The sequence below is a fragment of the Streptomyces sp. genome, from assembly GCF_031181705.1.
Classification (GTDB): Bacteria; Actinomycetota; Actinomycetes; order Streptomycetales; family Streptomycetaceae; genus Streptomyces.
Genome location: NZ_JAPSKN010000119.1, coordinates 1 through 12,325, shown reverse-complemented (window position 1 = coordinate 12,325; position 12,325 = coordinate 1). Strand labels below are relative to the sequence as shown.

The window sequence follows — 12,325 nt, the reverse complement described above, 5'->3', positions numbered from 1 at the left end:
CCGGCCGCCTCCGCCGGGGCTCGGGTCACACCATCGTGGACACCATCATGGACCCCGCCCTCGCGGCCACGGCCGGTGTCCGGCGGGGCTATCGGCCCCTCACCGTCCCGCGTCCCCCGCTCCGCCCGGCCTCTGCCTTCCCCCCGGCCCTCGCCACGCGTACTCGCACTCGCCGGCGTCTTCATCCCGCCCCCCGCACACTCGCGCGCAGCGCCCGCCGCGCCTTCAGATAGCCGACCGGTCCGTACACCATCCCCCTGCGCTGCAGGCGCGACAGGTGCCGCGGCCAGGGATGGGTGCGTGCGTCGTGATCGCCCGGCATGCCGCCGGCGGTCCCCTCCGTCGCGCGGACCGCCGTCAGCGACCGGGCGTGTGCCAGGCCGCGCGGCAACCGCGCGAGGAACGCCGGCAGCAGCGCGGGCCGGTTCACCAGCACCGCGGTGAGATACGCCGTGAGGCCGGCGCCGTAGCCGTACGCCTGGGTCTCCAGGTCCCGCCAGGTCTCCCGGTGGTGGTGCCAGACCAGGGCGTACGGCGTGTAGCGCAGCCGGTATCCCTCGGCCAGGACCCGGACGAAGCCGTAGAGGTCGTCCCCGCCCCGGGCGGCCGTCCCCGCTCCGGTCGCCGGGTCGAAGCCGCCGACGCGGCGCAGTACCTCCGTACGGAACGCCATGTTCGCGCCCGAGCCGAACCGCCCCGCCGTGAACGGGAACAGCGGCTCGTCGACCGGCGGGTCCGCCGGGTCGTACGTCCTTGGAGTGAAGCCTTTCGCGAAGCCGCCGTGGCTCTCCAGGAGCACCTGGGCGGGTGTCGTCAGCCGCGCGGGCAGGATCAGCCCGGTGCCGCACCCCAGTGCGGCGTCGGCGGCGAAGGGCGCGGTCAGCTCGGCCAGCCAGCGCGGGTCGGCCACCACGTCGTCGTCCGTGAAGGCGACCACCTCGCCCCGCACGGCGGCCAGACCCGCGTTGTGCGCGACCGCGAGACCGGGCACCGGCTCGCACACGTACCGCACGCGCTCGGCGTACTTCCGCTCGACCAGCTCCCGCGTCTCGCGCGTCACGGGCGCGTTGTCGACCACGACGATCTCGAACCGCGGATGGTCCTGGGCCAGCAGCGAGTCCAGCGCCCGGGCCAGTTGCCCGGCCCGCTCACGGGTGGCCACGACGACACTGGCGTACGGCGGCTCCACCGGCCCGCCGGGGTCCGCCTCGGCGTACTCCGCCCGCGCCCGGGCCGCCAGCACGGCCCGCGGATCCGCCCCCTCCGGGACCTGCGCGAGCAGTGTGCCCACCGGGCGGCCACCCCATCTGACCAGGGCGAACACCTCCCCGTGGGTCACCGGCGGACTCCCCGGGCCGGGCCTGAGCACCGCCTCCTCGCCGTCCAGGTCCAGCTCGGCTACCTGGACGGCACCGATGGCCAGGAACCGCCGTATCTCCTCCTGCGCACGCGCCGAACGCGCCATGCGGCCTCCCCCCTCGTCGTCAGGTACGGCGCAGCCGGGCCGCGCCCCTCAGGGTCCGCGCGGCCAGCGCCGCGAGCCGCGGCCGGCCGCGGACGAAGCTGTGCGCGCGGCGCGCCGGCTCGCGGCTCAGCCAGTGCAGCGCCGCGCCCGCCCCAGGCCGGGTCACCGCGCCCTCGTACACGGGCAGTTCGCCCGTCTTCAGCGCGTCCTTGTACTCGGCCGCGCCCCGCCCCAGGTCGAGCGTGCCGATGCCCGCGGCCGCCGCCGCCTCGGCCATGCGCAGGTGCAGCACCAGACCGGGCGAGAACTTCGCGAACTCCGGCTCGTAGGCCGGGAACCAGCAGGCCAGCACCGACGCCGAGCGCAGCCCGAAGTGCGCGGCGACGGGCCGCCCGCCCGCGTACAGCACGGACAGCGTGCCGCTGCACTCCGGGGCCCGGGTGCGGGCCAGGTGCCCGACGAGCCGGGTGATCCACTCCTGCGCGAACCGGTCCCTGCGGCCTGTCCTGCGGTACTGCGCCGACTTCCACTCCATGAGCGTGCGCAGCGCGGCCGGTTCGCGTTCGTCGAACACGAACCGCACCTCGCCGGCCTGCCGGCCCAGCCGGCGCTCCTTGGCCAGGGTGGTCTTCAGGAACTTGGGCGACTGGGCGCGCAGCACCGACTCGTAGGTCTCGTAGCCCTTCTCCACGTCGACGACGTAGGTGGCGTGCTCCTCCGCCGCGTACCGGACGAACAGCCGTTGCTCCGCCTCCAGGTTGTCGAAGGCGAAGGACGACAGCGAACAGGCCCGCAGCAGTTCGCCCGTCTCCAGGTCCAGGCCGGACCGCAGGATCGCGCCCTGCGCGTCCGAGACCCCGAGCCCGATGGCGCGGCCCTGTCCCAACGGGCCCCGTTCATAGGGCAGGAAGCCGACCGGCTCCAGGCCCTCGTGGACCACCGCGACCCGGGCCCGCGGCCTCACCAGACCGACGGCCTCGGTGAACTCCGGTTCCATGAAAGGGTTGCGCGGTGCCTCCGAGGCGGCGCGCAGCGCGCGCCAGCGCTCCCTCTCCCCCTCGCCGAGCTCCCCGGGCCCGACCACGCGAATGCGCCCACCGCTCAACCTGACCCCCCGATCAAGTCCCCCTGGACACTTGGAAGGTACCGCTCGATGCGGCCTCTCCGGTAGGTAGCGGACCATGTTGTTGCCAACTGGTGCAGAGGCCTTCAACCGGGCAATCGGCGTGTGCCGCGCGATGAAACGAAGGGGCGCGTTGTCCGTATTCTCTGATCATGGCCGCACCCCTCGCATATTCACTCATCGCCACCGACCTGGACGGGACGCTGCTGCGCGGCGACGACACCCTGTCCGACCGGTCCCTCGCCGTGCTCGCGCGGGTGGCGGACGCCGGTGCCCAGCACCTCGTGGTGACGGGCCGCCCGGCGCCGAGAGTGCGGCCGCTCCTGGACGACCTGGGGTGCACGGGGCTCGCGGTGTGCGGGCAGGGCGCGCAGGTGTACGACGCCGGCGCGAACCGGCTGCTGTGGTCCGTCACGCTGGACCGGGAGCTGGCCGAGACGGCCATCGGGAAGATCGAGGCCGAGGTGGGGGAGGTGTACGCGGCGGTCGACCAGGACGGGGTCGACGGGCTCACGCTCATCGAGCCGGGGTACCTCATGCCGCACCCGACGCTGCCCGCGGTGCGGGTCGGCCGGCGCGACGAGCTGTGGGGCGAGCCGATCAGCAAGGTGCTGCTGCGCCACCCCTGCCTGTCGGACGACGAACTGGCGGCGACGGCCCGCTCGGTGGTGGGTTCACTGGCGACGGTGACGATGTCGGGGCCCGGCACGGTGGAGCTCCAGCCGTGCGGTGTCACCAAGGCGACGGGGCTGGCGCTGGCCGCCGAGCACCTGGGGCTGCGGCCCGCGGACACCATCGCCTTCGGTGACATGCCCAACGACATCCCGATGTTCGACTGGGCGGCGCACGGCGTCGCGATGGCCAACGGTCATCCCGAGCTCAAGGCCGTGGCCGACGAGATCACGCTGTCGAACGAGGACGACGGCATCGCCGTCGTCCTCGAACGACTGCTGGGCGGGACGGCTCAGTACGGACCGTTGACGTTGTCGATCGAGCCGTAGCGGTCGGCCGCGTAGTTGCAGGCCGCCGTGATGTTGGCGACCGGGTCGTACGGGTCGTAGGGGGTGCCGGGCACGTGGTAGGCGGCGAAGGTCGGGTCGATGACCTGGAGCAGGCCCTTGGACGGGGTGCCCTTGGCGGCGTTCGAGTCCCAGTTGTTGATCGCCTGCGGGTTGCCCGACGACTCACGCATGATGTTGCGGTAGATGCCGTCGTACGAGCCCGGGATGCCCTTCTGGGCCATGATGTCCAGCGCCTCGCGGATCCATCCGTCGAGGTTGTTGCCGTAGGTCTTCGCGGCGGCCGGGGTGGCCTGCGTGACGCCACCGGCCGGCTTGGCCGGGGTGGAGGACTGCGTCGCCTTCTTCGGGGCGACGGCCTTGGCGGTCTCCACCTTCAGCTTCAGACCCGGGCGGATCAGCTTCGGGTCGTCACCGACGGCGGCGCGGTTGTCCTGGTACAGCTGCTTCCAGCCGCCGGAGACGTCGTACTTCTCGGCGATGCGGTAGAGCGAGTCACCCTTGGCCACGGTGTACGTGAGCGACGTGGCGGGCTGGACCGCCTGCGGCGCGGTCTGCGCGGCCGGGGCGCTCTGGGGCTCCGCGGCGCTCGCCTGCGTCGCGCCGAGGAGCGGCAGGGTCAGTGCCGCTCCGCCGGTGCCGACGGCGACGACTCCACGGGTGATCGGGTTCCTTGCGGTGCGACGGTGCTTGCCTCGTCCGGGCATGGCGATATTCCTCTCCGGCGCCTGCGAGGTGAGCTGTCGGGTTCGGGCCGGGAGGTGCCCGGCCGCACACGACGTGCTGCTGTCGTGCGCGGCTTCACCCCGAGCCGTTCCGCTGTCGTGCGGACCGGCGACTTACCTGGGTCCCCCGCTCCTGCCCTGCGTGAGTGAGTCGGTGTGTGTGGGGAGTCCGGGCGGCGGCAGGATTCGGCGGTCCGCCGGACTGGGCCGGAACGTATGCGAGAGCACATGCCGGGAACAAGCACCGGAGTCACACAAAGCGCTGTTGACCTTGGTCAGGGCGGAATCGACCGCTTGATCCTTTGCGTGAGCCAAGCCTCAACTCGCTTTTGCCGAAAGGCGGAACCACTCGATGCCCCGGCGGTTCCGCAGAAGGGCCGAAGTGATTCAATTCACTGATCGCGACCTGTGGCGCAATGTCCCGCAAGGGGAATTTGCTTCGCCAATGCCGCAAACCTCTCATAGGTCGCGAATTCCCGGTAAGTCGGAACATGTCTGTTCTTATGGGCTGATCGAAAACATTGCGGTCGTGATCGGATACCGCCCGGCCTGTAACCATGGGCGCTGGCGGTGATCGAAACGTGACCGGATACGCTGACTCGAGTGAGGGCGGCGACCTATCGACAATCCGCGTAAGCACCGGCAGACACCAGCAGACAGGAGACCCCTCGTGACCGACGTCGGGCCGTTCGGGCTGAGCGTGCGGGACCAGGCTCTGGAGGCCGATGTCCAGGCCGGTCTGGCGGCTGTCGAGGAAGGCCTGCTAGAGGCCACCAAGAGTGCGGTGCCCTTCATCACGGAGGCCGCCCAGCACCTGGTGCGGGCAGGCGGGAAGCGGTTCCGGCCGCTGCTCGTGATGCTCGCCGCCCAGTTCGGCGACCGGCACGCACCCGGCATCGTGCCGTCGGCCGTCGTCGTGGAGCTGACCCACCTCGCCACGCTGTACCACGACGACGTGATGGACGAGGCCGCCGTGCGCCGCGGGGTGGACAGCGCCAACACCCGCTGGGGCAACTCCGTCGCGGTCCTCACCGGCGACTTCCTCTTCGCGCGCGCCTCGCACATCCTGGCCGACCTCGGCCCGGAGGCGGTACGGGTGCAGGCCGAGGCGTTCGAGCGGCTGGTGACCGGCCAGATCCTGGAGACGGCCGGACCGCAGGACGGCCGTGACCCGGTCGAGCACTACCTGGACGTGCTGGGCGGCAAGACCGGCTCGCTGGTGGCGGTCTCGTGCCGGTTCGGCGCGATGATGTCCGGCGCCGACGAGACGGTCGTGGACGTGCTGACCCAGTACGGCGAGCGGCTCGGCGTCGCCTTCCAGCTCGCCGACGACGTCCTGGACATCGCCTCCGACTCCCACGAGTCCGGCAAGACCCCCGGCACCGACCTGCGCGAGGGCATCCCGACCCTGCCGGTGCTGCGGCTGCGCGAGCGGGCGGCCCGGCTCGGGCTCGCCGAGGACGTCGCCCTGTGCGAGCTGCTGGACTCCGACCTGACCGACGACGACCGGCACGCCGAGGCCCTGCGCCTGCTGCGCGCCCACCCGGCGCTCGAACAGGCCCGCCGGGACACCGTCCGCTACGCCGAGGACGCCCGCTCGGCATTGGCACCCCTGCGCGAATGCGCCGCCAAGACGGCGCTCGTGGAGCTGTGCGACGCCGTGGTGCACCGGGCCGGCTGACCGCCCGCCGCCCCCCGACCCCTACGGGTCGGGGGAGAAGCCGCCCCTGCGTGTCATACCCCAGCAGTACGCGGAGTTGAGTCCGGGGTCTGACGTATCTGCCTGGCCGATTTGGTCAGATGGAAACCACGGAAAGCACCACTCCTCACCTGTTCGGGTGAGAATGGCGGCTCAGGGACGAGTGCGTGCACGACACGGACAGCCGCCGCCGACCACGGAGGTAGGGCACACATGGCACCGTACGCATCCGACGACAGCACGACCGGCGGGGAGGTCGACGAGCAGCACTCCCGGCGGCGCAAGGCCGCGCGGTACGTCGTCCCGGTCACGGTGGTGGGGGTGGCGGCCGCGACGATCGGCCTGGTCCCCGCACTCGCCGACTCCGGTGACCCCGACCTTCCCAAGATCACCGCACAGCAGCTCATCCAGAAGATCGCCGAGTCGGACACCGAGCAGCTCTCCGGCACGGTGAAGATCAGCACCGACCTCGGCCTGCCGAACCTCGGCGGACTGGAGTCCGGCCTGCTGTCCGGCGCCGCCGGCCGGGGGGAGGACGGCTCCTCGGCGGACCCGACGGCCAAGCTCACCGAACTGGCCTCCGGCACGCACACCCTGCGCGTCGCCGCCGACGGCCCCGACCGGCAGAAGCTGTCGCTGCTGGAGAACGCCGCCGAGTACAGCCTCGTCCACAACGGCAAGGACGTCTGGGCCTACGACAGCAAGTCCAACGAGGTCTACCACGGCACCGCCTCCGACGGCCCGGCGCACGAGAGGGAGCAGCAGCCGCCGGCCACGCCGAAGGACTTCGCCGAGGAGGCCCTGAAGGCGGTCGACGGCACGACCTCCGTGACCGTGGACGGCACCGCCCAGGTCGCCGGCCGGGACGCCTACAAGCTGCTCGTCAAGCCGAAGCAGTCCGGCTCGACGGTCGGCGCGATCACCGTCGCCGTGGACGCGCGGACGGGCACGCCGCTGAAGTTCACGCTGACCCCGGCGAGCGGCGGCGCCGCCGTCGTCGACGCGGGCTTCACCCAGGTCAGCTTCGCCAAGCCGGCCGCCTCGACCTTCGACTTCACCCCGCCGAAGGGCGCGAAGGTCACCGAGGAGAAGGACGCCGGCAAGGAGTTCGGCAAGGAGTTCGGCAAGGACTTCGAGAAGGGCGAGGCGCGCGGGCACGCGGAGAAGGCCCCGAAGTCCGGTGAGCACCTCGGCAAGGGCCCCGAGGGCATGAGGACCATCGGCGAGGGCTGGAACGCCATAGCGACCTTCGACACCGGCGGCGAGGGCGTGCCCTCGGGCGAGGCCGGCGGCGAGTTCGGCGGCTTCATCGACTCGCTCGGCGACAAGGTCACCGGCGACTTCGGCTCGGGCACGGTCTTCTCGACCCGCCTGATCAACGCCCTGGTCACCGACGACGGCAAGGTCTACGTGGGCGCCGTCACCAAGGACGCGCTCGTGAAGGCGGCCGACGCCGGGAAGTGAGTCCCGCACGCGCGCGGGGCCCCCGGCCCCGCACCGCGCGGGACGTCGAGAGAACGAGGAAGCCGATGGGCGAACCGTCCGCCGCGGAGCCGGAGCAGCGCGGTGAGCAGGCCGGGGAACCGGTCATCGCCACCCGCGCGCTCACCAAGCGCTACCGCGGCGGGCAGCTCGCCGTCGACGGTCTGGACCTGACCGTCCCGGCGGGCAGCGTCTTCGGCTTCCTCGGCCCCAACGGCTCCGGCAAGACCACCACCATCCGCATGCTGATGGGCCTGATCGAGCCCACCTCCGGCACGGTGCGGGTCCTCGGGCGGCCCATGCCCGGGGCCACCCGCGCCGTGCTCCCGCACGTCGGCGCCCTCATCGAGGGCCCGGCCCTCTACGGCTTCCTCTCCGGCCGCGACAACCTCCTGCGCTACGACTGCGCCGACCCGGCCGCCGATCCGCGCACCCGGCGGGCCCGGGTCGCCGCGGCCCTGGACCGGGTGGGCCTGACGGCCGCGGCGGGCAAGAAGGCCAAGGCGTACTCGCTCGGCATGAAGCAGCGCCTGGGCCTGGCCGCCGCCCTGCTCCAGCCGCGCCGGCTGCTGGTCCTCGACGAGCCGACCAACGGCCTCGACCCGCAGGGCATGCGGGAGATCCGCACCCTGATCCGCGAACTCGCCTCGGACGGCACGACCGTCTTCCTCTCCTCGCACCTCCTCGACGAGATCGAGCAGGTCTGCACGCACGCGGCCGTGATGGCCCAGGGGCGGCTCCTCACCCAGGGCCCGGTCGCCGAGCTGGCCGCCGGGGCGCGCGGCCTGCTGGTGGTGACCACACCGGACCCGGCGGAGGCGGCCCGGGTCCTGAAGGAACAGGGCGTGGGCGACCTCACGGTCACCGGCGACCGGGTGGCCGGCGAACCCCCGGACCGCGACCTGGCCGAGGTGAACGCCGCGCTGGTCGCGGCGGGGGTGCGGGTCCGCGGCTTCACGGTCGAACGGGCCTCGCTGGAGGACGCGTTCATGGCACTGACCGGGGAGGGCTTCGATGTCGCGGGCTGACGTCGCACGAACCGCGGGGCCGGTGAGCCCGCTGTGGACCTTCGGGCTGCTGCGCGACGAACTCACCACCACCTTCCGGCGCTGGCGCACCCTGGCGCTGCTGGCCGTCCTGGCGGCCGTGCCGGTCCTGGTCGGCGTCGCCGTCAGGATCGAGACGAGCGACGGCTCCTCGCCCGGCGGCGGGGGCGGCGCAGGACCGGCCTTCATCTCCCAGATCACCAACAACGGCCTGTTCCTGGTCTTCACCGCCCTGGCCGCGACCCTGCCGTTCTTCCTGCCGATGGCGGTGGGCGTCGTCGCGGGCGACGCGATCGCCGGCGAGGCCAACGCCGGCACGCTGCGCTATCTGCTGGTCGCCCCGGCCGGCCGCACACGGCTGCTGCTCACCAAGTACGCGACGGTCGTCCTGTTCTGCCTGGTGGCCACCCTCGTGGTCGCCGTCTCGGCCCTGGCGGCCGGCGCGTTGCTCTTCCCGCTCGGCGACCTGACGACCATCTCCGGTACCCGGATCAGCTTCGCCGAAGGCCTGGGCAGGGCCCTGCTGATCGCCCTGGCCGTGGCCGCGTCACTGATCGGCGTGGCGGCGCTCGGCCTGTTCGTGTCGACGCTGACCAGCAGCGGCATCGCGGCGATGGCGACGACGGTGGGCCTGCTGATCACGGTCCAGATCCTCGACCAGATCCCCCAACTGCACGCCCTCCAGCCGTACTTCTTCTCGCACTACTGGCTGTCCTTCGCCGATCTCATGCGCGAGCCGGTCTACTGGGACGAGCTGGCGAAGAACCTCGGGCTGCAGGCCCTGTACGCGGCGGTGTTCGGCACGGCGGCGTGGGCGCGCTTCACGACGAAGGACATCACGGCCTGACCGGGCCGGCGGCGGGCCTCACCGCTCGTACAGGAAGCGGGCGAGCGGTGCCTCCTGTGCGAAGAACGTCTTGGCGCGGGCCAGGGCCTCGGTGTCGTTCAGCACGTCGCCGGGCTTGCTGCCGTTGCCGAGCAGCACCCCGCCGAAGCGCATCCCCATGTAGGCGGCGGAGTTGCTGAGCGTCCCGACCAGCGGGTCGGCGACGACCTCCTCCTCGTGCGCCAGGGCGGTGACGCCCCACAGCGTGCGTCCGGCCAGGGTCGCCTTGAAGTCGATCCCGGGCGTGCGCAGCCAGGCGGACCAGTAGTCCAGGTAGCGCTTGGTCTGCGCGGAGACCGAGTACCAGTACAGGGGCGAGGCGATCACGATGTCGGTCGCTGCGAGCGTGGCGTCGAGCAGCAGGGCCGCGCTGCCCTCGGTCGGGCGGACGTGGTCGCTGTCGTGCCGCAGGTCCTCGAAGTCGGGGAGCGGGTGCTCGGTGAGGTCGATCCACTGCTGTTCGACGCCCGGCGGCAGCTGCTCGGCGGCCCGGCGGGCCAGCAGCTCGGTGTTGCCGTCGGCGCGGGCGCTGCCCAGAACGAAAAGGAAGCGGCGGGTCATGGCTGTCCCCCTTGGATATCCGGCGCGCATCAATTACGCGCGCTTGCATCATATGCGTACGCAAGTAAATCTGCCAAGAATGCCGCTCCCCCCGCGGAGCCCCTCAGCCCTCGCGGCGTGCCTCCGCCTCCCGTGCCACGGCCAGGAGCAGCGCGTCCTGCCCGTGCGGGGCCACGAGCTGCAGCCCGGCCGGGCAGCCGTCGCGGCCGAAGCCCGCGGGCAGGCTCAGCGCCGGATGCCCGCTGAGGTTGAACGCCCAGGTGAGCGAGGTGGAGTAGCGGTCGCCGGGTCCCTCGTGGCCGTGCGGGGCGGTCGGGGCCGTCGGGGTCAGCAGGAGGGGGGCCTCGGCGAACGAGCCGGCCAGCCGCCGGTCGTTCTCCGCCCGGACGCGGTGCGCCGCGGCGAGGCCGGGACCCGGTTCCGGCGTGCTCCCGGGCGGACCGGCACCGGGCGTGCGCAGGGCGAGCCACGCAGGCCCGGGGTCCCTCAGCCGCACCGGCTCCCGCGGCCGCACCAGCCGTACGACCCCCGTCGCCACGAGCCGTTCGGCCATCGCCCGGGCCAGGGCGACGGGCTCCGGGTCGGGCTCGGCGAAACCGAGGTCGGGCGACCAGACGGCGGCGACGGGCAGGGGCGGACGAGAAGCCGCCGGTTCACCCGACACCGCCCGCCACCACGCCGCCGCGTCCGCTGCCGAGCGGGCGAGCACGCCCGGTGCGGCCAGGCCCGTGCGGTCGGCGGAGGGGAGCCGTCCGTTCGTGGTCTTCAACCCGAGCACCCCGCACCAGGCCGCCGGGATCCGCACCGACCCGGCCCCGTCGCCGCCCGTCGCCAGCGGCACCAGCCCGGCCGCCACCGCGACCGCGGCCCCGGCCGAGGAGCCGCCCGGCGTCCGGTCGGGCCGCCACGGGTTGACGGTCCGGCCCCCGGCCCCGAGCCCCCAGGTCCGCCACGGCGTTCCCGGCCCGGGCACCGAGGTCGCCCCCACGGCGACGGCACCGGCGGCGAGCAGCGGGCCCGCCGCGCGCAGCCCGTGCCGCCCCTTCACGGCGACCGGCACACCGGCCAGCGGCAGCGCCCCGCCCCCGCCCGTGGCACCGGCCCCGTCCGCGTCCAGCAGCGCGTCCACCCTTGCCGCCCGGCGCAGCGCCTCCTCGTGCCACACCTCGACGAACGCGCACAGCTCCCGGTCGGCCCGGTCGATCCGTTCCAGTGCCGCCGCGACGACGTCGACCGCACGCAGCTCCCGGGCACGGACGCCCGCCGCGAGTTCCCCGGCCGTCAGCGAAACGGCCGTCAGCGCACCGCTCCCGTCAGCCGGGCCAGGGCCGCCGTCTCGCGCGGCGGACGGCCGAGCTCCCCGAGCCGCCACGCCGGCACCCACGGCACGCGGTACACGTCGATGACCGACTCCAGGAACTTCACCCGCTGGGCGAGCGGACGCGGCAGCCGGCCCGGGGCGTCCGCCACCAGGACGACGGCGTCGAGGTCCAGCTCCGGGGGAGCCTGACCGCGCCGGAACGCCTCCACCGCGCCGGCGACCGTGTCGAGACCGGCCGCGTGCGTGCGGGCCACCAGCAGCACCGACGGCGGGGCACCGGCACCGGGCCAGGCGCGGCCGCTGTCATGGCCGCCGTAGACCGCGGCGAGCGTGGAGACGCCCGCCCCGCCGTGCGTGCCGACCCAGGAGAAACGCCGTGCCGCGGCACGGTCGTGCGCGGGCTCGGGACCGCCCTGATCCGGGCCGGCCACCGGGGGCCGGAGCCAGATCTCCGGCCCCTGTCGCATGCCTGTGTGCATGCCCTTCTCCTCCCTCGTGCACCCGGTCCCCATGCCCTGCGGAACGACCCGTTCGGGCGCACGGGCCTTGGGACGAGCCTGTGACACCCCGGTGACGTGAGAAACGGGGGCGAGCGGACACACTCGACACTAGGTGTACGACGCCCAGTGAGGGGACGATGTCGCGACTCAGCCGCGAGAAGAAGCGGGAACAGAAGCAGGCCGCACGTGCGGCGACCCCGGCGGCGCCGATCGACGTCCACGTCCCCGGGGCCGGAGCGAGCGCGGCGTCCGAGGGCGCCTCGGTCGGCGGCGTCCGTGTCTTCGCGGCCCCCGGCGAGGAGATCCAGCAGGCCGTCCTCGGCCGCCTGCACCGCATCGCCCTGGCCACGGGCCATGCCGTCCTCGCCACGGTCCACGACGAACGGATCGGCTACGTCGTCCCGCTCCGCGTCGACCCGGACGGCTCCAGCCACTTCACAGCCGAACCTACGCGCACGCCCCCGCCAACGCCGGAAAGCCCGCCTGTGACCGGTCCGG

Annotated in this window: 11 protein-coding genes, 1 pseudogene and 1 riboswitch; of the genes and pseudogenes, 6 read left to right on the top strand and 6 right to left on the bottom strand. The window is 73.2% G+C overall.

Translation table 11 applies throughout. The features are described from left to right. Positions 1–181: 181 nt before the first annotated feature. A complete protein-coding gene (locus RIN80_RS20740; protein ID WP_309097125.1) occupies positions 182–1,465 on the bottom strand; it encodes a glycosyltransferase in 1,284 nt (427 codons plus the stop codon). A 19-nt stretch (positions 1,466–1,484) separates the two neighbouring features. Beyond that, positions 1,485–2,555 carry a GNAT family N-acetyltransferase gene (locus RIN80_RS20735; protein WP_375141756.1) on the bottom strand — a complete coding sequence of 357 codons (1,071 nt, stop codon included), beginning with the start codon at positions 2,553–2,555 and terminating at the stop codon, positions 1,485–1,487. 185 nt (positions 2,556–2,740) lie between these two features. On the opposite strand from RIN80_RS20735, the gene RIN80_RS20730 reads away from it, so the two are divergent. Beyond that, positions 2,741–3,589, top strand: a complete 849-nt coding sequence (locus tag RIN80_RS20730) for an HAD family hydrolase (RefSeq protein ID WP_309097123.1) — start codon at positions 2,741–2,743, stop codon at positions 3,587–3,589. Here the strand turns inward: RIN80_RS20730 and RIN80_RS20725 are convergent. Then, positions 3,553–4,314, bottom strand: a complete 762-nt coding sequence (locus tag RIN80_RS20725) for a LysM peptidoglycan-binding domain-containing protein (protein ID WP_309097122.1) — start codon at positions 4,312–4,314, stop codon at positions 3,553–3,555. The two genes, RIN80_RS20730 and RIN80_RS20725, sit on opposite strands and share 37 nt — an antisense overlap. A gap of 3 nt (positions 4,315–4,317) precedes the next feature. Then, positions 4,318–4,499, bottom strand: a riboswitch (cyclic di-AMP (ydaO/yuaA leader). Between the two features lie 503 nt (positions 4,500–5,002). Between RIN80_RS20725 and RIN80_RS20720 the strand changes: the two genes are divergently transcribed. The 4 genes from RIN80_RS20720 (at position 5,003) to RIN80_RS20705 (ending at position 9,406) form a co-directional block, all read left to right on the top strand. Beyond that, a complete protein-coding gene (locus RIN80_RS20720; RefSeq protein WP_309097121.1) occupies positions 5,003–6,013 on the top strand; it encodes a polyprenyl synthetase family protein in 1,011 nt (336 codons plus the stop codon). 231 nt (positions 6,014–6,244) lie between these two features. Beyond that, positions 6,245–7,495 (top strand): DUF2092 domain-containing protein, encoded by a 1,251-nt coding sequence (locus RIN80_RS20715; RefSeq protein ID WP_309097120.1) that lies wholly within the window; start codon positions 6,245–6,247, stop codon positions 7,493–7,495. A 65-nt stretch (positions 7,496–7,560) separates the two neighbouring features. Continuing rightward, entirely contained in the window at positions 7,561–8,541 is a 981-nt protein-coding gene (locus RIN80_RS20710) for an ABC transporter ATP-binding protein (RefSeq protein ID WP_309097119.1), read from the top strand. Continuing rightward, positions 8,528–9,406, top strand: a complete 879-nt coding sequence (locus tag RIN80_RS20705; RefSeq protein WP_309097118.1) for an ABC transporter permease — start codon at positions 8,528–8,530, stop codon at positions 9,404–9,406. The genes RIN80_RS20710 and RIN80_RS20705 overlap by 14 nt, the downstream gene beginning before the upstream one ends. Positions 9,407–9,424: 18 nt before the next feature. On the opposite strand, the gene RIN80_RS20700 is transcribed toward RIN80_RS20705, so the two are convergent. The 3 genes from RIN80_RS20700 to RIN80_RS20690 all read right to left on the bottom strand — a co-directional run bounded on the left by RIN80_RS20700 (position 9,425) and on the right by RIN80_RS20690 (position 11,806). Beyond that, the gene (locus RIN80_RS20700) at positions 9,425–10,006 is read right to left on the bottom strand and encodes an NAD(P)H-dependent oxidoreductase (protein ID WP_309097117.1); all 582 of its coding nucleotides are present in this window, start codon (positions 10,004–10,006) and stop codon (positions 9,425–9,427) included. A gap of 103 nt (positions 10,007–10,109) precedes the next feature. Further along, positions 10,110–11,249, bottom strand: coding sequence for an amidase family protein (locus tag RIN80_RS20695; protein ID WP_309097129.1), 1,140 nt, complete (start codon positions 11,247–11,249; stop codon positions 10,110–10,112). Positions 11,250–11,302: 53 nt separating this feature from the next. Then, complete coding sequence (locus tag RIN80_RS20690; RefSeq protein ID WP_309097116.1) at positions 11,303–11,806, bottom strand: DUF6668 family protein; 504 nt, start codon at positions 11,804–11,806, stop codon at positions 11,303–11,305. A 158-nt stretch (positions 11,807–11,964) separates the two neighbouring features. On the opposite strand from RIN80_RS20690, the pseudogene RIN80_RS20685 reads away from it, so the two are divergent. Beyond that, positions 11,965–12,325: pseudogene (locus tag RIN80_RS20685) on the top strand (tetratricopeptide repeat protein); the annotation flags it as partial.